The organism is Filimonas effusa (genome assembly GCF_004118675.1).
GTDB lineage: Bacteria > Bacteroidota > Bacteroidia > Chitinophagales > Chitinophagaceae > Filimonas > Filimonas effusa.
On the sequence record NZ_SDHZ01000001.1, the window covers coordinates 361,331 to 381,207 of the forward strand.

The 19,877-nt window shown below is 45.1% G+C and carries 10 protein-coding genes; 9 read left to right on the plus strand and 1 reads right to left on the minus strand.

The features are described 5' to 3' along the window. Positions 1–69 precede the first annotated feature (69 nt). The 9 genes from ESB13_RS01340 (at position 70) to ESB13_RS01380 (ending at position 18,796) form a co-directional block, all read left to right on the plus strand. On the plus strand, positions 70–987 hold the full coding sequence (locus ESB13_RS01340; protein WP_246022389.1) for a sialate O-acetylesterase: 918 nt from the start codon (positions 70–72) through the stop codon (positions 985–987). A gap of 44 nt (positions 988–1,031) precedes the next feature. After that, positions 1,032–2,771 (plus strand): glycoside hydrolase family 43 protein, encoded by a 1,740-nt coding sequence (locus ESB13_RS01345; protein ID WP_129001244.1) that lies wholly within the window; start codon positions 1,032–1,034, stop codon positions 2,769–2,771. A 515-nt stretch (positions 2,772–3,286) separates the two neighbouring features. Further along, on the plus strand, positions 3,287–6,424 hold the full coding sequence (locus tag ESB13_RS01350) for a SusC/RagA family TonB-linked outer membrane protein (protein ID WP_129001245.1): 3,138 nt from the start codon (positions 3,287–3,289) through the stop codon (positions 6,422–6,424). 12 nt (positions 6,425–6,436) lie between these two features. Beyond that, positions 6,437–8,332, plus strand: coding sequence for a RagB/SusD family nutrient uptake outer membrane protein (locus ESB13_RS01355; protein ID WP_129001246.1), 1,896 nt, complete (start codon positions 6,437–6,439; stop codon positions 8,330–8,332). Between the two features lie 19 nt (positions 8,333–8,351). Next, positions 8,352–11,207, plus strand: a complete 2,856-nt coding sequence (locus tag ESB13_RS01360; RefSeq protein WP_129001247.1) for a SusC/RagA family TonB-linked outer membrane protein — start codon at positions 8,352–8,354, stop codon at positions 11,205–11,207. A gap of 24 nt (positions 11,208–11,231) precedes the next feature. Then, positions 11,232–13,004, plus strand: a complete 1,773-nt coding sequence (locus ESB13_RS01365; RefSeq protein WP_129001248.1) for a RagB/SusD family nutrient uptake outer membrane protein — start codon at positions 11,232–11,234, stop codon at positions 13,002–13,004. Positions 13,005–13,033: 29 nt separating this feature from the next. Next, a complete protein-coding gene (locus ESB13_RS01370; RefSeq protein WP_129001249.1) occupies positions 13,034–14,077 on the plus strand; it encodes a DUF5627 domain-containing protein in 1,044 nt (347 codons plus the stop codon). Between the two features lie 88 nt (positions 14,078–14,165). Further along, the gene (locus ESB13_RS01375) at positions 14,166–15,536 is read left to right on the plus strand and encodes a glycoside hydrolase family 43 protein (RefSeq protein WP_129001250.1); all 1,371 of its coding nucleotides are present in this window, start codon (positions 14,166–14,168) and stop codon (positions 15,534–15,536) included. Positions 15,537–15,706: 170 nt separating this feature from the next. Beyond that, positions 15,707–18,796, plus strand: a complete 3,090-nt coding sequence (locus ESB13_RS01380) for a glycoside hydrolase family 2 TIM barrel-domain containing protein (protein ID WP_246022390.1) — start codon at positions 15,707–15,709, stop codon at positions 18,794–18,796. A 67-nt stretch (positions 18,797–18,863) separates the two neighbouring features. On the opposite strand, the gene ESB13_RS01385 is transcribed toward ESB13_RS01380, so the two are convergent. Continuing rightward, positions 18,864–19,856 carry a transketolase family protein gene (locus ESB13_RS01385; RefSeq protein ID WP_129001252.1) on the minus strand — a complete coding sequence of 331 codons (993 nt, stop codon included), beginning with the start codon at positions 19,854–19,856 and terminating at the stop codon, positions 18,864–18,866. Positions 19,857–19,877 lie beyond the last annotated feature (21 nt).

A 19,877-nucleotide genomic window follows, 5' to 3' on the forward strand; every position in this document is an offset into this window, starting at 1 on the left:
TTTCAGTATTTGTTACTCCCTGGTGGCAAGTTGCAGGTGTAGTTTTACGGCCAAATCTAAGACTTGCATATGAATTCTATAACATCCATTCTCCCTGCTGTTGGGCGCCAGTCTGCAGCCCGGTTTAGATTACATAGCCATCTGCTGCAAAAGTTGCTGTCATGTTTTTTACTCTCCGGTATGCTCCTGCTAAGTTCGCTCGCTTATACCCAGGACTCCAGCTTCCATATTTATCTGTGCTTCGGACAGTCAAATATGGAAGGCAATGCCAAAATAGAAACTGATACAATCGTTGACCCGAGATTCCAGATGCTCGCCACCGTCGACTGCCCGGGCTTGAACAGGCAGATGGGGCATTGGTACACGGCACAGTCTCCGTTATGCCGTTGCCGCACAGGATTAGGCCCCGCAGATTATTTCGGAAGAAAAATGGTGGAACAGCTTCCCGCATCTATAAGGGTAGGTATTATAAATGTGTCCGTAGGCGGCTGTAAAATAGAACTGTTCGATAAAGACGGCTATGCTTCCTATGTAGCCACCGCACCCGAATGGTTGAAAAATATGGTAAACGAATACGACGGTAATCCTTACGCACGTTTGGTGGATATGGCGAAGCGCGCACAGCGTGCCGGCGCCATCAAAGGTATTTTGCTGCATCAGGGTGAATCTAATACGGGCGACACCACCTGGCCCTTGAAAGTAAAGAAAGTTTACGATAACCTTTTACAGGATCTGCAGCTTCCCCCCGGCAGCCTGCCTTTACTCGCCGGAGAACTGGTGAATGCCGATCAGGGTGGTACCTGCGCCTCTATGAATAAAATTATAGCAACCCTCCCACAAGTAATACCATCGGCCTATATCATTTCCTCTGCCGGTTGCACCGACGCTCCCGATAACCTGCATTTCAACGCCCAGGGATATCGCATGCTCGGCGCCCGTTATGCTGCCCGGATGTTGTCGTTGCTGGGATACACACATGCACAGTAAAATAGTAGGCAATTCAAACAATAAATAAATCAGAATAGACTAAGATGAAAATTTCAGCTAAAGCGCTAAAAATGACAGGCATTTTCAGGTGTTCGATACTGTTTGCCACCTTGCTATGCTCGCGCACCGATGCGCAGAAGGTGTCACCTGTTAAAAATCAGCCCGTATTTACACAGTTTTCTTACCAGGGAAAGGATCGCATTTACCAGGAACATCCATTGAAACCGGGAGAATTTTATACTCCCATATTACAAGGCTGTTACCCCGATCCCAGTATCACTCGTAAAGGTAATGACTACTACCTGGTGAACTCCTCCTTTTCAATGGTGCCGGGTGTGCCCATCTTCCATTCTAATGACCTCGTGAATTGGAAACAAATAGGTCATGTGCTGGACAGGCCTTCACAACTTAAAGTGGAAAACGCAGGTATCTCCGCAGGTATCTATGCCCCGGATATCAAATACAACCCATATAACAATACTTTTTATATGATTACTACCCAGATAGCCGGTGGCATTGGCAATATGGTAGTAAAAACACAGGACCCCGCAAAAGGATGGAGCGATCCCATTAAACTCAAATTCGATGGTATTGATCCCGCATTATTCTTCGATGATAATGGAAAGGCTTACCTCGTACATAACGATGCTCCGCCTAAAGGACAGGAATTGTACAACGGTCATCGTGTTATTAAACTCTGGGAATACGACCTCGCAAAAGACGAAGTAATTCCAGGCAGCGATAAAATCATTGTCAACGGTGGGGTCGACATAACCCAGAAACCAATCTGGATCGAAGGCCCACATCTTTATAAAAAGAATGGACGTTATTACCTGATGTGTGCCGAAGGTGGCACTGGCGGCTGGCATAGCGAAGTTATTTTTGTTAGCGATAGCCCCAAAGGGCCTTTCATCCCCGCAAACAACAATCCTATCCTCACACAACGGTATTTCCCGAAAGACAGGGCGAATAAAGTAGACTGGGCAGGGCATGCCGACCTGGTCGAAGGCCCCGGCGGAAAATATTATGGCGTGTTCCTGGGTGTCAGACCCAATGATAAAAACCGCGTAAATACAGGCCGCGAAACATTTATGTTGCCTGTCGATTGGAGCGGCGAATTCCCTGTGTTCGAAAATGGACTCGTGCCATTAAAACCAGCAGCTAAAATGCCCGCAGGCACCACCAATTTTAATGGTCAAAACGGCTTCTTGCCTAATGGCAATTTCAGTTTTACAGACGATTTAACCGCAGCAAAGCTCGACTTTAGATGGATTGGTGTAAGGGGCGCCCGCGAAAATTTCATCACAGGCACAAAAGAAGGTGTCAGAATTACACCTTTCCCGGTTACCATCAAAGCTACCACCCCCACTTCTACGCTGTTCTGCCGCCAGCAACATGCCAGCTTCGAAGCGGCTGTTAGTCTTAAATACCTGCCGCAGTCAGAAAAAGAACTGGCAGGCATTGTGTGCTATCAAAAAGAAAGTTTCAACTACGTGTTTGGCATCACCAGGAAAGGAAACGATTTGTATATCGTTTTGGAAAGAACACAAAATGGTAAATCCACTGTACTCGGAAGCGAAAAATTGGGAGCCGGCGCGCTCCGGTTGAAAGTTGCAGCCGAGGGGGACGCCTACTCCTTTAGTTATGCGCTCGATGGACAAAACTTTATCAATCTGGGAGGAACTGTCTCTGGGGATATTTTGTCCACAGATATCGCAGGCGGCTTCACAGGAGCGCTTATCGGCCTCTATGCAACAGCAGCGAACGATATACTTATTCCTTAGAAATAATACCTGTATTTAGGTTGGTCTTGTCTTTCATATACGACTGTCTTCCATCTGGAAGGCAGTTTTTTTTTGCGCAAATAGTAGCCGCCTGCCGCAAAATGATGCTGAAAATTGTAATCGGTTGTGTTTTTTTAATAATTTGAATTTCAATATTTTATGTTTTTATTTTGCAGTCGGATTGACATTCGTACTATTTATTTAGCGATTAGGGACAAGCCTGTTTTACAGGTAAGGCTAGCTTTGTTTGCGTTGCCTTACGGTAGCCGGTTGTCATAGAAATTTTTTAATTAACCCTTTTTTGATATTCCTAAACGATTGCGTTATGAAACTACAACGATGCTTGCTACAGGATCATTTGGATCCTATATTTTTTAGTGTTGGAAACACATTTATTTTGCCGCGACAACTTTCCCGCATGTGGAATGCCCGCCTGATTACAGGAAACCACACCGCTTCATGAACTTTATTACTGCTTATCAGACAACAACTTTTTGAAACTTAAAAAGCTCATCATGATTTTCAGATCACCGATGCTGAAAGGACTACCTGTGTGTTTACTGGTCCTTTCAGCTTTATTATCCTGTTTACCCGGGTTCACACAAAATACCAGGGTAATCAGGGGTACTGTTTTCGATGCACAGAACATGCCTTTGCCCGACGCTACTGTTAAGCTGAAGCAGGGCGGCTCCACCGTCAAAACAGGCAAGGATGGTAAATTTGCGATACCTGTACCCAATGGTACCGCTATCCTCGAAATAAGCTTTACCGGTAAATCCACACAGGAAATAACTGTGGAAGGCCAGGATCGTAAAGAGGTCACTATTTTATTAAAAGACGCCGCTGCCAACCTCGATGATGTTATTGTGGTAGGGTACGGCAGGCAGAAAAAAGCAAGCGTGGTAGGGGCTATCAGCCAAACTACAGGCAAAACGCTCGAGCGCGCAGGCGGCGTTACCAATCTCGGTGCCGCACTAACCGGTAACCTGCCAGGCTTAACTACCATGACCTCCAGCGGTATGCCCGGTGCAGAAGACCCGCAGATTTTAATACGTGCACAAACCACCTGGAACAACAGCTCTCCCCTCATCCTCGTCGATGGCGTGGAACGCCCCGGCGCTTTAGGAACCATTGATATTTCCTCTGTAGAAAGCATCTCTATCTTAAAAGATGCATCCGCTACAGCAGTATATGGCGTGAAAGGTGCCAACGGCGTCATCCTGATCACTACTAAAAAAGGCGTTGAGGGAAGGGCCGCTATTCGCTTAAGAAGTAATATGACCATGAAGGTGGCTTCCAGGCTGCCGGAAAAATACGACGCCTACGACGCACTATTATTAAAGAATAGGGTAATAGAACGGGAATTATCCAATGCGCCCGCCGGTTGGGCAGGCTATAAACCGCTGGATATTCTCAACAAATACCGCAATCCCGCTAACGCCGAAGAATGGGACCGCTATCCAAATGTGGATTGGCAGAAAGAACTATTCAAAAGCAACGCAAAATCTTTTAATACCAGCGCCAATTTATCCGGTGGTTCTAAGTTCGTCACTTACTTCGCAGCAGTTGACTTTACCTATGAGGGCGACTTGTTCCGCACCTTCCAGAATGGAAGAGGGTACCAGGCGGGTTTCGGGTATACCCGTACCAACGTGCGAAGCAATCTTGATTTCAATTTGTCCAAAACAACAAAATTCACTACGCGTATCTTCGGTTCTAACGGCGTTCGCAAACTGCCCTATAATATTGCCGACAATGACGCGTCCTTCTGGTCTTCGGCATACCGTTCTTCACCCGAGGCAATGCGCCCTATTTATTCAGACGGCTCCTGGGGCTTTTATTCTTTGCGTAGCGCAGATGTGCCTAACTCTGTTTTTAATCTGGCTGTTTCAGGAGTGGAGAAAAGAACTACCACGCAGCTTACTACTGACTTTGTGTTGCAGCAAGACTTAAGCATGGTTACGAAGGGACTTAGTTTTAGAGGAAGTATTTCACTCGATAATACCTTCAAAGAAACAGGACGTGGTATCAATGACTTATATAATGGACCTCAGCGTAAATGGATTAACCCCGAATCCGGCCAGGTTGTTTTCGAGCAACCAATCAACAATGGAACTCAGCTCGACTACATAGATGGTATCCGTTGGTCTATTGCGGCAGGATCAGTGGATAAGGGGGCAACTTATCGTAGGCTCAACTATATGCTTCAAACCAATTATGCTCGCAAGTTCGGTAGGCATGATCTCACTGCACTGGGACTTTTACAACGTGAAACTTATGCTACAGGCAGCGAATTTTACCGCTACCGTGAAGATTGGGTCTTCCGTTTCACTTATAACTACGATACAAGATACTTTTTTGAAGCAAACGGTGCTTATAACGGTTCTGAGAAATTTGGACCAGATAAGCGTTTTGCATTCTTCCCTTCACTTTCTGCAGGTTGGATGCTCAGCAACGAAAAATTCTTACAGCAAAATCTGCACTTTGTCGATCAGCTTAAGTTGAGAGGCTCCTGGGGTAGAGTGGGTAATGATAATATCAACGATCGCTGGTTGTATAAAGATCAATGGTTGTTCGATGGCAATGCACAAATGGGGAGCCCCATTGCGAATACGCCCTATACCTTTTATCGTATCAGCCAGTTGGGTAATCCTAATATCGCCTGGGAAACCGTGGAGAAAAGCAATGTGGGGGTTGAATATAGCTTGTTTGGCGGCAAGGTGGCTGGTAGTGTAGATGTGTTTCACGATAAAAGAAGCGACGTTTTCCTAAGTGGCGACAGGCGTGCTGTTGCAACTTATTTTGGTGTGCCGGCGCCTATGGCCAATCTCGGCAGCATGTCGGGTAAGGGGTATGAGGTCGAACTTCGTTTAAGCCATACTTTACGCAACGGAGTTCACTTATGGGCTAATGCCAACCTCACACATGCTAAAAACAAAGTGCTTTACATGGATGATCCGGAGTTGTTACCAGCCTACCAGAGAAAGGCCGGCTGGCAGTTAAATCAGGCTACCTCATTCTTAAACTCAGGATACCTGCAAACCTGGGATGATATTTATGGTAGCACCCAGCGTACCACCAATAACCAGTCTAAGCTCGCAGGCGACTATAATATTATTGATTTCAACGGCGACGGTATCATCGATAATTATGACCAGGCTCCTTATCAATACAGTAGCGCTCCGCAAAATACTTATAACGCTACGATAGGTCTCGATTGGAAAGGGTTTAGTGTGTTTGTGCAGTTCTATGGCGTGAATAATGTAACCAGGTTTGTGAACTTCCCTACGTTTGCTACCTACTCGGGTTCTAATGTAGCTTTCGTGGAAGGAACCTATTGGACTAAACAAAACGGTGGCGATGTACCGATGCCACGCTGGTCATTATTGAATGCCGCCGGTGGCGATGGTACACGTTACCTCTACGATGGCTCTTATCTGCGCCTCAAAAATGCTGAGGTGGGATATACTTTTGCCGGAAAATTCATCAATAAAATAGGTATGAAAACCTGCAGGTTATATATTAATGGCAATAACCTGCTGTTGTGGACTAAAATGCCTGACGACCGTGAGTCCAATTTCTCCGGTGATGCGGCTATGGGGGCCTATCCCACCATGAAACGCTACAACGTTGGTATCGACATCAACTTATAAACGTTAAGCACAATGAAAAAATATTACAATAAATTATGGCTATCCCTCGGCATTCTGCTTGTAGCTGCATGCGCATTAAGCTCCTGCAAAAAATTCCTGGATAAGTCTCCGCTTACAGATATCAGTGACGAACAGGCATTTAAAAACTTCAGGAACTTTCAGGGTTTTACGGAAGAATTATATAGTTCTATACCACTCTTGACAGGCTCGGCTTATCACAACAACTGGAACTTTGGTGACGACGAAATGTGGGAGCCTACAGATACCAGGCTCATGGCTTATAGCATCGATCAAGGCGACTATTGGGCCTGGAATTCTGCTGGTTTTGGCTCCTGGTTTAAAACCGGTGGCAAGCCTGCTACACAAGTGCGTGGCGATAAAGGTAACCTTTGGGGACTGTCTTGGTATGCCATCCGTAAAGCGAATATCGGCATCGCAAATCTGGATAAACTCACAGAAGCTACAGACGAAGAAAAAAACCTGATAGCAGGACAATTATACTTCTTCAGGGGCTTCTATCATTTTATGCTGATGCAATATTGGGGCGGGCTTCCTTATGTTGATACGGTACTGCCCTCAGATAAGGCTCCTAAATTGGCACGGTTAAAGTATCAGCCTACTGCCGATAAGGCAGCTGCCGATTTTCAAAAGGCCGCCGACTTGCTCCCTATCGATTGGGATCAAACTACCGTGGGTAGCCAAACGCTGGGCAATAATAATTTTAGAGCCAATAAAATTATGGCGTTGTGTTTCCTTGGTAAAAACCTGTTGCTGGCTGGTAGCCCGTTAATGAATCGCGAATCTACAGGCAGCAGCTCCTACAACACCGAATACTGTAAAAAAGCTGCTGAGGTTTTTGGACAGGCGTTGCAACTGATTGAAACAACAAAGCGTTATGAACTGGCTAATTTTGCAAATTATCAGCAGATCTTTTACACCTTCAACCAGAACGGCAAAATTCCAGGTCTCAAGGAATCGATTTTTATGGAAAATCTCGCTGAAGCAGCAGGCCGTTTCCGCTACAACCAGGCCAATGACTATCGTCCAATGACCATTAACCCTTCAGGTATCAAAGCTTATCCCACTGCCAATTATGCCGACATGTATGGAATGGCTAACGGTTATCCTATCGCCGATCCTGAAAAAGTAGATCCTGAATCGGGTTACAATCCTGAATACCCTTGGAGGAACAGGGACCCCCGCTTTTATAACGATATTATGATCGACGGCGAAAAATGTGTGAACGACCCAAGCAGGGTAGGAAATAACCCATACCGCCAATATGCAAGTCTTTTTACCGGCGGATTTTATAGAACGGATTATCCTACAAAGGCTGTATTTACTGGTTATATGATAGCTAAAATTTCTGCAAAACTGATGAACGACTGGGATGGTTACAGAGAAAACAATACGCTCGTTCTTAGCCTCATGCGCTTGTCAGATGTATACCTGATGTATGCAGAAGCAGCTTCCGAAGGTTACAATTCTCCCTCCGGTAAATCGTCTAATTATAATAAGACCGCAGTAGACGCAGTCAATTTCGTAAGAGACAGGCCAGGGTTAGGTGTAGGGCATGTGGCTGAGAAATTCCTGAATACACAAGTTGCCTTCAGATCCGAATACAGAAGAGAGCGCGCAGTAGAGCTTGCTTTTGAAGGACATCGTTTTGTCGACCTTCGCCGTTGGCTGCTGTTAACGGAACGTCCTTATACTTTAAAGAAAGGGATCGAATTCGACCGGGCAATACCCGATGCCCAGGTATATGCCGATCCCAGGAATGCACGTGTCAGGAATTTCAGGGAAACGATTCTGTTCGAAAGGCAGTTGAGCCAGCGGCATTATTGGTTTCCGTTCCTGTTAAGTGATGTGAATCTGTATAAAGAATTTCCGCAGAATCCAGGTTGGTAAACATTAAATTATTACTACAATGAAGAGAATTAATATACGGGGCTGCTGTATTCTGTTTACAGTTTCTTTACTGAGTATGGTTACAGCATACGCCCAGGAAAAAAGAGATAGCCTTGTGAACGTCGCTTTTGGAACCATTGCTCAAAATGACCTGCTGGGTGGTGTTTCTTCTGTAAATGTTGCTGAATTACTAAAGAAAAATTATGGCACTTCTAGCCTCGATAACCTGCAAAGCTTTGTAGGTGGCTATACCGGTAATGTCTGGGGGCAGGCGCCTTTGATACTGGTGGATGGCGTGCCACGCCGGGCTGCCGATATTCGCATGGTGGAAATAGAATCCATCTCCGTCTTAAAGGGGGCCAGCGCTGTGGTGCTATACGGCGGCAATGCTGCTAAAGGTGTTGTCCTCATCACAACCAAACGCGGCGATGTTCATCCTTTAACGATCGATGTACGGGCAAACACTGGGATGTTTGTACCCAAGGGGTATCCTTCATATCTCAAGGCAGCCGACTATATGACCCTGTATAACGAAGCGAGCCGTAACGATGGCATTGCTGAAAGATATACGCAGGAGCAGATCTCCAAAACCGCCGCCGGAACCAATCCCTATCGGTATCCTGATGTAGATTTCTTTCATTCCGGATATCTCAAAAAGGCTTACTCAAGATCAGATGTCACCACTGAAATCCATGGTGGCAACGATTTTGCCCGCTATTATACAAACCTCGGAATGAACTATAACAATAGTATCATGAATTTCGGGGAACAAAAGAAAAACAGGGATTTCGGCTTTAATCTCAGGGCCAATGTTGATATGAATCTTAATAAATGGCTTACTGCTTCCACCGATGCAGTTGCCATCATTGCTAATAACTATACCGGAAGGGGCGATTTCTGGGGCGCTTCTGCCACTATGCGTCCAAACTGGTTTTCTCCATTGATACCCATCGATAGGTTTAGTGCCGGTAATGCCGGCTTAAAAACTATTGCCGATAATAGTAACCATGTGATCGACGGTAAGTATCTGCTTGGTGGTTTATCTACAGACGCAACCAATGCATTTGGCGATATGCTGGCAGCTGGTTATATAAAAACAAGGAACCGGACGTTGATGTATAACATCGGAGCAAAAGCCGACCTGGGGAATCTAGTGAAAGGTTTGTCTTTTAAAACCGGCTATAGTATGGACTATACTTCGCTTTACTCCGAGGCCTACCAGGTAAGTTATGCTACTTATGAACCTACATGGTCCACGGTGGACGGCAATGATGTGATCACTGCGCTGAGAAAATATAATAATGATCTTAGTACAACGAATGAGGTGGTTGGACAAACTGCTTATACGCAAACCATGTCTTTCAGGTCACAATTCAATTATGATCGTACCTTTTCCGGAAATCACCAGGTAACTGCCGCATTACTGGGATGGTGGTATATGACGCAATTTTCAAGCGATGCAGATAATAACGGGGGAAGTACCTATCACCCGATCAGGAATTCAAATCTTGGATTTCAGGCTGGTTATAATTATAAAAAGCGGTATTATCTCGATTTTTCCAGTGCGTTTATACATTCCGCAAAACTGCCTCCCGGCAAGCGTAACGCATTGTCTCCTACCGTTACTGCAGGATGGCGTATCAGCGATGAGGCATTCTTCAAAAACAATGTATCGTTCATAGATAACCTGAAACTGAACGCTTCTTATGCGTCTGTTAAACAGGATCTGGATATTACAGGATTCAGGCTCGACGGTACTACCCCAACCGATTACTATTTGTACGATAGTTACTATGGAATTAATGGTTTCCTCGGTGGCTGGTATCCCTGGCGTGATGGCGTTTCCGGTGGTTTTACGGCCATGTCGGCGCAAGGTGCCAATCCCAATTTAACCTTTGTTACCCGTAAAGAATTCAGGACAGGTTTCGACGCCTCCTTATTTAAAGGGCTGATTTCTTTAGAACTTAATTACTTTGTTCAGGATACCAAAGGCCTTCTAGCCAGGGGTACTACTATCTATCCTGCTTTCTTTAATGGCTCAGGTGATTTTAGGCCTTGGCTTAACTTTAATAACGACAGACGTTCAGGTGCCGATTTTTCTGTGAATTTGAATAAAAAAGCTGGAGAATTCCAATATTCAGTAGGTGTTTCGGGTATGTTCTTCTCTTCCAAAGCTACCCGCAGGGATGAAATATATCTTAATTCCTACCAAAACCGCGCGGGTAAAAGCCTGGATGCCTATTGGGGATATGTTGCGGAAGGTTTATTCCAGAACCAAACTGAAATTGACAATCATGCCAGGCAAACTTTTGGTGGCATAGTTAAACCAGGTGATATCAAATATAAAGATGTAAACAACGATGGTATTGTTGATAACAGGGACCAGGTCGATCTGGGACGCAATGGATGGGCGGCATCTCCGTTTACCTATGGCATAAACCTGACAATGAAATGGAAAAATCTAACGCTTTTTGCTTTAGCCAATGGACAAACAGGAGCTATTGGATTTAAAAATACCTCTTACTTCTGGGTAAGGGGAACCAGTAAGTTCTCTGATGTAGTAAATGGCCGCTGGACCGAAGAAACAAAGAATACGGCTACTTACCCACGACTAACCACTACTGCCGGAAATAATAATTATCAGAACAGCACTTATTGGATGTACAAAACCAATAGGTTCAACCTGAGCCGGGTACAGGTTACTTATGACTTTAAGGAAACTATTTTTAAGAATTCCTTTGTGCATGGCCTGAGTGTCTACTTCCTCGGCGACAACCTGCTTGTGGTGTCTAAGGAACGTAAACTAATGGAAACCAACATTGGAACAGCTCCGCAATACCGGTTCTACAACCTGGGTATCAGAGCTTCTTTTTAATGAACTAAAAAAGAGCATAGTTATATGAAAATATATTTGGCACTAATAGGAGCAGTAACCCTTGCATGCACTGGCTGCAAGAAATTACTGACTCCCGATGAAGAAAACCGGAAAACGGTTGAGCAGATGTATACCGATCCTGCTTATGCACAGGGATTTGTAATGAACGCCTATCGAACTATTCCAGGATATTATGATAACAGCGATTATGCTACAGATGATGCTGTAACCAATCAAAGAACCAATAATTTCCTGCTGATGGCTACTGGCTCGTGGACGGCAGCTAATAATCCACTTTCGGTATGGAATGCTTCCTACGGCGCTATGCAATACTTGAATCTGTTCCTTGCTAATGCCGATAAGGTAAAATGGGCAGAAGATCCCGAAGCCGCAGTGATGTTTAAAAGAAGAATGAAAGGAGAGGCCTATGGTTTACGCGGCTTGTATATGTATTTCCTGCTGCGTGCGCATGGAGGCATAGCGGAAGATGGGCAGCTAATGGGTGTGCCTATTATTACGGAAATTCAAACCACTGATACCAAAGATTACAACATGCCACGTGCCACCTTTGAGGCTTGTGTAAAACAGATTTATAAAGATCTCGATAGTGCAGAGGCTAATTTGCCGATGGAATATGCCGATATTTCCTCGTCTGCCCAGATCCCCGATAAATTTAAAAACTCCACACTGAAGCCGGAAGTCTACAATCGCGTAATGGGACAGTATTCTCGGCAACTCTTCAATAGCCTGATCGCTAAATCGTTCCGTGCAAGAGTTGGCTTGCTTGCCGCCAGCCCGGCTTTTCAGCATGCAAGTAATACGACTACATGGGCGAATGCCGCCGATTTTGCAGCTGCCATTATCGACTACAAAGGAGGTGTGAATGCACTGCCTGCCAACGGTGGAACGTTCTATGCCAACACTGGCGACATCGATGGCCTGAGCGGCGGAAATAATCCCAGCGAAATTATCTGGAGAGAAAACCTCCAAACCAACAATAGTGACCAGGAATCCCAAAACTTTCCTCCAACACTTTTTGGGAATGGCTACATGAATCCTACGCAAAATCTGGTGGACGCATTTCCAATGGCAAACGGGTATCCCATAACGCATAACAGTAGTCAATATAATGCGTCAAATCCTTACGCAGCAAGAGACCCTCGTTTTGCCAGGTATATTATTTATAATGGCAGTACAGCAGGTGTAAGTAATGCTGTAATCTATACAGGCAGTGCATCCGGTACCGATAATGGTATTAACATCCGGGAAACCTCCACCCGCACTGGTTATTATATGAAGAAACGCCTTCGTATGGACGTTAACCGTAATCCTGCTTCTATCACTGGAAAAAACAAGTATATTCCACGTATCCGTTATACAGAAATGTATCTTGCTTATGCAGAAGCAGCCAACCAGGCATGGGGCCCCACAGGAACGGGTACGCATACATATTCAGCCTACGATATCATCAAGAAAATTCGTAACAGGGCGGGTGTAGGCCTTACTAATGGAGATGCCTACCTGGAAGAATGTAAGTCCGATAAAAACAAAATGGCTGAACTGATCCAGAATGAACGTCGCCTGGAACTTTGTTTCGAAAGCTTCCGTTTCTGGGACCTCCGCCGCTGGAAGGCTAACTTGAACGAAGTCGCAAGGGGCATGGACGTTAATGGCACTACTTATCGCCAGTTTAATGTGGAAAACCGCTCTTTTGAAAATTATATGTATTACGGGCCAATTCCTTTTTCAGAAGTGCTGAAATACAGCAACCTGGTTCAGAATAAAGGATGGTTATAACCATTGATTGAATCGCAAATCTTAATGATATGAAACGATATAAAATTTTTACAGGAATATTTTCTGCTGCGGTGGCGCTGGTGGCCTGTAATAAAAATCAGGATATAACACATCCGGATTTCGACTACCAGACTGTTTATTTTGCATCTCAGTTCCCTGCAAGAACTGTTGTGCTGGGCGAAGACTTGCAGGTCGATAATACACTTGATAACGAACATAAGGTGAGCATTAAAGCTACCATGGGAGGTACAAGGGAAAATAAGAACAATGTAGTGATTGACTTTGAAGTAGCTCCATCGCTCTGCAATAATCTTTACTTTTCAGCGGCCGGCGCCAAAGTAACACCCATGCCCTCCTCTTATTATACACTGGCATCCAATAAAATAACCATCGCTCCAGGTAATGTTTTGGGTGGCGTGGAAGTGCAGTTGACCGATGCGTTTTTTGCCGATCCGTTATCATTGTCGAATAATTATGCCATTCCCTTGATGATGAAAAGTGTCCAGGGAGCTGATTCTATCCTCAGGGGCTCAACACTGGTAACCAATCCTAACCGGCTCTTAGATGCTGACTGGGTTATCAAACCTCGTGACTTTGTCGTTTATGTGGTGAAGTTCGTAAATGCATGGCATGGCAGTTACCTGCGCAGGGGAGTAGATGTGGTAAAAGGTAAGCCTGGCAATTCGAGTCTGGATCGCACCATTACAAGGAGAAAGACATATGTAGAGCAGGATGAAGTAAAAGCTACCACTACAAAATCTTTGCAATCGGTAGAACTGCCGCTGACTTTCCAAAACGCCAGCGGGGTGAATATTCCCATGAACCTGCTGTTGACTTTCGATAGCAAAAATGATAACTGTACTATTACAGCGTCAGGTAGCGGTTACACAGCTACTGGAACAGGTAAGTTTGTCAAGAAAGGAGAAAAGAACAGTTGGGGAGGACTCGATAGGGATGCACTCTACCTGGACTACAGCATAGACCATCCTCTGATGCAGATTACATCTAAAGACACCCTTGTGATGCGTAACCGGAATGTTGTCCCGGAATACTACACGCCGGTGGTAAAATAAAAAGCACGGATAAATGAAAACATAACGCCTTTACTAATGAAAGGCGTTATGTTTTATTAGCTGAATCTACAATTACATTAAAGCAACTATGATAAAACTAATTCTGAAAACAGCAGCAGCATGCTGTTTGCCTGTAATGCTCCACGCTCAGAATCCTGTGGTTCAAACCAATTACACGCCCGATCCGGCCCCCATGGTTTGGAAGGATAGTGTCTACGTATATACCGGTGACGACTTGCCAGGGTTCCCTTTTTACTATATGACCAAATGGCGTGTGTATTCTTCGGCAGATATGGTAAACTGGACCGATCATGGTGTTCCTATTGCGCTGGAGTCATTCTCCTGGGCGGTAGACCGCGCATGGGCGGCGCAATGTATTCAACGGAATGGCAAGTTTTACTGGTATATCTGCGCACAAACAGATCAAAATAATATGGCTATAGGTGTGGCTGTAAGTGACAACGCCACCGGCCCGTTTAAAGACGCCATAGGTAAACCGCTGATCACAACCGGCAGTTGGTCTAATATAGATCCCACCGTAGCCATCGATGACGATGGTCAGGCCTGGCTCTACTGGGGAAATGGCCAGTTGTTCTATGTTAAACTCAATAAGGATATGATCTCCTATTCGGGAGATATCGTAGAAGTGCCGCAATCGGTGGCCTCATTTGGTGGGGTGAGAGGAGCAAAGGATAATAAAGACGTATACATAGAAGGCCCTTGGTTTTTTAAACGCAACGGCCACTATTATCAAATGTATGCCGGCATGGAAAACCGTACGGAATGTCTTTCTTATTCCATGAGTAAAACACCTGTCGGCCCCTGGGAGTATAAAGGAAAGATCATGTCCGGGCAGGCTACCAACAGCTTTACCAACCATGGAGGTATTATCGACTTTAAAGGCAACTCTTATTTGTTTTATCATACAGGGCTGCTCAAAGGTGGCGGAAGTTATGGCCGTTCTACCTCTGTTGAATCGTTTACTTATAATCCCGATGGAACAATACCAGCGATTACGATGTCTGCCAAAGGCGTAAACCCCGTTGGCGTATTGAATCCTTATCGTCGCGTAGAGGCCGAAACCATTGCCTGGGCAGAAAACTGTAAAACAGATCAACAGGACAAAATAGGGGTATTCGTATCCGATATTCGTAAAGATGCCTGGATCAAAGTGCGTGCGGTTGACTTCGGAAAAGTAGCGCCCAAAACTTTCTCAGCTTCATTGGCAACCGGGTTAGGCGGCGGCATCCTCGAAGTCTTTGCAGATAGTATCGGGGGCGTTAAAATAGCCACCATACATGTTCCCCGCACAGGAGGATGGCAAAGCTGGAAACGCTTCACCGAACCGGTGAAAAACGCCGTTACGGGCGTCCATGACCTTTATTTTTCCTTCAAAGATCAAAATCTTACCGTAGGACGCAAACTGTTCAATTTCGATTACTGGATGTTTGAAAATTAAAGGCATCGTTTCTTTTTTATTATCATTAATATGATTTAAAATTGAAGACGATATCCTCTTCTAACGATTCACTTCAATGCATGCAGATGTTAGCACTCAGAAGCTTCTTCCTGTTTATAGTGTTTACTGGCATATTTTTAAATATAGCAAACTGCCAGCCTGGAAAACAATTGAAACCAGGAATTGATTATCCGGCAGAAATTGAAAACCCGGAATTGCTCGGAATTAATAAAGAACCATACCATGCAACGTTAATGCCTTACGGTAGCCTGCAGGAGGCGCTGGCGGGAAAAAGACAGGCCTCCTCTTATAGCCGTAGCCTGAATGGAAAATGGAAGTTCAACTGGGTGCCTAGTCCCGAAAAAAGACCTGTGGATTTTTATAAGCTGAATTATGACGTTTCCGGTTGGAACGACATACCCGTGCCCTCTAACTGGGAAGTACATGGGTATGGGACGCCTTTTTACCGGAACCTGGGATATACAATTAAAAAAGATTATCCGAACGTCATGAGCGAACCCGATAAAAATTATACGGCCTATAAAGAACGGAATCCCGTAGGTTGTTACCGTCGTAGTTTTGAACTGCCTGCCGCCTGGAAAGACCGCCGCATGTTCCTGACATTCGATGGGGTCGATTGCGCTTTTTTTGTTTGGATAAATGGGCAACAGGTTGGCTTTAGTGTCAATAGCAGGAATGCAGCGGAATTTGATATTACAAAATATGTAAACGCAGGCGCCAATACCATAGCTGTAGAAGTTTACCAGTATAGCTCAGGCACATGGCTCGAAGATCAGGATATGTGGCGCTTGCATGGTATATTTCGCAACGTTACCATCTGGAGCAGCCCGCAGGTGCATATGCGTGATTTTTTTGTAAAACAGGATCTTGATAGCAATTATAAAGATGCAGTAGTGGAAGTCCTTACCAGCGTAAAAAACTATGGCGAAACGGCAGGTAAGCAACAATCCATAGAAGCCGTATTATATGATAAAGAAGGTAACAGGGTGGCCGCTGCTAACGTCACGGGAAAGGCATTGCATGCCGGCGAAGAAGAACAGCTTTCTATAAAGTTTCCGGTAAAAGATCCTGCAAAATGGACCGCAGAAACTCCCAACTTATATACGCTGGTATTAACCAGTTCTGAAGGAGAAATTATTTCAACCAGGGTAGGATTCAGAAAAATTGAGATCAAAGGACGGGTATTTACAGTCAACGGTGTGCCCATTAAACTAAAAGGAGTCAATCGCCACGAACATTGGTCCGATGTAGGCCATGCCGTTACGGAACAACAAATGATCCGCGACCTGGAAGTGATTAAACAAGGTAATTGCAATCATATACGTACCAGCCATTATTGCGACGATCCGCGTTGGTACGAACTATGCGATGAATGGGGTATCTGGCTCGTAGCAGAAGCAAATGTGGAATGTCATGGCTACGATGGACGGTTCGATAACGAACCTACTATAAAAGCAGCCATTATTGACCGGAACATCGCTAATATCCAAAATTTTAAAAATCATGCCTCCGTCATTATCTGGTCACTGGGTAATGAATGCGGCTGGGGCGCAACGCCTAATTTTGTGGCAGCCATGAATGCGGTTAAAGCGCTTGATCCCAGCCGGCCCATCCATTACGAACGGTTCGGAACAGGAAAGAATAATCCCGCCGATTTGGACGGAAGAATGTACGGCACGGCAGAAGACTATGTAAGGGTCATTCAGAATAAAGAATCGACAAAGCCTTTTTACATCTGCGAGTTTTTACATGCCATGTTTAATTCCATGGGGTCGCTGGCCGATTACTCTGAAGCGTTCGATAATAATCCTGAGATCCTGGGTGGCGCTATCTGGGAATTTCAGGACCAGGCTTTAATAAATGACCGCAATCCGGATCATCGCATTCTGGCCTTCGGAGGTGGCTTTGGTGAAGTGCCTAACGACCATTACTTTATTCATAAAGGCGTGATATCTTACGATCGTGCCATAGAAGGAAATAAAGTAAAGCCGCATTATCCCGAGATGAAAAAAGCATTTCAATGGATAGCAACTGAACTTGTTGATCCCTTAAACGGTACCCTCCGCATTAGGAATAAATACCAGTTCATTACACTCGATGATTTTGAAGCATCCTGGAGTATAACGGAAAATGGTATTGAAATTAAAAGTGGAAGTTTGGTATTGCCGCGTATTGAGGCCCGTCGGGAAAGAATCGTCCATCTTCCGTTGAAGATAGAAGCAGTTCGTCCCGGCGCGGAATACTTTTTGCGGATTTCCTTTAAGCAAAAGAACAACGTGTTGTGGGCAGGAAAAGGTTTTGAAGTAGCTTCGGAGCAATTTAAGTTGCCTATTAAAATACTGCCGCCAATAGTGGCACGAGTTTCTATGCCGCCGGTGAAACTAAATGAAACCGGTGCTTTGGTTACAATAGCAGGCAATGGTTTCTCTGTGGTATTTAATAAAACGACCGGCTTAATGACGCAGCTCGTAAAAAGAGGAACAAACCTGCTGGCTGCGAACGGCGGCCCCGGGATCTGCCTGTCACGCGCTGCCCATCAAACCGACGATGGCTGGGTGAACAGAACATGGGACAGGTTTGGTATACAATCATTAAAAGATTCTCTACTGAGTTTTAATATGGAACGGCTTGCTGGCGATGTGGTAAAGTTGACATCCATCATAATGGCTACCGGTAAAGAGGGCTTTAATACGCGTCATACTGCCGTATATTTTATACAGGGCGATGGCACGGTTAAAGTTGAAAATAAACTGCAGTTCTCTGGCTGGCGCGTAAACCTGGCGCGCATTGGTGTTAGATTCTTATTCGATAAAAAACTCGATCAGGTACAGTATTTCGGAAGGGGGCCTTTTGAAAACTACGCCGACCGTAAAACTGCCGCAGATGTGGGCCTGTTTGAGTTGAGTGTAAACCAGCAATACGAATACGAAAAACCAATGGAAAGAGGTAATCATGAAGAGGTCCGATGGGTAAAACTAAGCGGCGTTACACAACCTGCTGTGCGTATACAGGCCGACGAAAACCTGATGCAGTTCTCCGCATTGCCGCATACCGATGAACAAATGTCCCCGGTAGAATATAAAATAGATTTGCCGGCAAGCAAGGCAACCGTATTTTGTCTCTCAACAAAAACCTTGGGAGTAGGGTCCGCCAGTTGCGGACCTAGACCATTGGATAAGTATCTGGTATGGTCCGACGATACAACCTTTACTTATACAATTGATTTAACTGATAAATAGATATAAAGAAGGCACCTCATAAATATGGGGTGCCTTTTTCATTTTAAACTGTACTGTATGAGAAGGGTTAGAGCGAAGCAAGCTGTGGTGAATTCGCCAGTTGCTTTTGTTTTGCCTGGAGTACGGAACGGGCTGCTTCTACAATATGTGCTGCATCAAGACCGTATTTTTTCATGAGTTCAGCTGGTTTGCCGCTTTCGCCAAATGAATCATTTACCGCTACATAACGCATAGGCACTGGGTCTTTGGTGATCAGTAATTGCGCAATGCTGTCACCTAATCCACCAAGCCGGTTATGCTCTTCTGCGCTTACTACACACCTGGTTTTCGCTACCGATTTAAGTATAGCCTCTTCGTCAAGCGGTTTAATCGTATGTATGTTGATGATCTCTGCATCGATCCCCATTTCAGCTAACTGTTCTCCTGCAAGAATAGCTTCCCATACTAGGTGACCGGTCGCAAAAATGCTTACATCGGCCCCCTCGTTAACCATCCATGCTTTTCCTATTTCAAAATGCTGGTCGGGAGCTGTGAATATAGGCACCACCGGGCGTCCGAAACGAAGGTAAACCGGTCCGTTGAACTCGGCAATCGCTTCTGTTGCTGCTTTTGTTTGATTGTAATCGCAGGGATTGATAACAGTCATGCCAGGCAGCATTTTCATTAGGCCAATGTCTTCCAGTATCTGGTGTGTGGCGCCGTCTTCTCCCAATGTAAGCCCGGCATGCGAAGCGCATATCTTTACATTCTTTCCGCTGTAAGCAATACTTTGCCGGATCTGATCGTACACACGCCCCGTAGAAAAGTTGGCAAAGGTGCCGGTAAATGGGATACTGCCCCCAATGGTCATACCCGCAGCTATTCCCATCATATTGGCCTCGGCTATCCCTACTTGCGTAAACCGGTCCGGGAATTCTTTAATAAATGCTTCCATTTTGAGAGAGCCGATCAGGTCGGCACAAAGCGCCACAACATTTTCATTTTTGCGGCCTGCTTCCAGTAGGCCGGCGCCAAAGCCGGAACGCGTATCTTTCGATTCCGTGTAGGTATATTTCTTCATTTAAATAACTTGAATTTCTTA

What these genes read in the sequence shown, in the direction of transcription:
- ESB13_RS01365 (WP_129001248.1), top strand. Translation starts at nt 11,232, where the DNA reads ATGAAAATATATTTGGCACTAATAGGAGCAGTAACCCTTGCATGCACT.
- ESB13_RS01345 (WP_129001244.1), top strand. Translation starts at nt 1,032, where the DNA reads ATGAAAATTTCAGCTAAAGCGCTAAAAATGACAGGCATTTTCAGGTGT.
- ESB13_RS01350 (WP_129001245.1), top strand. Translation starts at nt 3,287, where the DNA reads ATGATTTTCAGATCACCGATGCTGAAAGGACTACCTGTGTGTTTACTG.
- ESB13_RS01360 (WP_129001247.1), top strand. Translation starts at nt 8,352, where the DNA reads ATGAAGAGAATTAATATACGGGGCTGCTGTATTCTGTTTACAGTTTCT.
- ESB13_RS01370 (WP_129001249.1), top strand. Translation starts at nt 13,034, where the DNA reads ATGAAACGATATAAAATTTTTACAGGAATATTTTCTGCTGCGGTGGCG.
- ESB13_RS01375 (WP_129001250.1), top strand. Translation starts at nt 14,166, where the DNA reads ATGATAAAACTAATTCTGAAAACAGCAGCAGCATGCTGTTTGCCTGTA.
- ESB13_RS01355 (WP_129001246.1), top strand. Translation starts at nt 6,437, where the DNA reads ATGAAAAAATATTACAATAAATTATGGCTATCCCTCGGCATTCTGCTT.
- ESB13_RS01385 (WP_129001252.1), bottom strand. Translation starts at nt 19,856, where the DNA reads ATGAAGAAATATACCTACACGGAATCGAAAGATACGCGTTCCGGCTTT.
- ESB13_RS01340 (WP_246022389.1), top strand. Translation starts at nt 70, where the DNA reads ATGAATTCTATAACATCCATTCTCCCTGCTGTTGGGCGCCAGTCTGCA.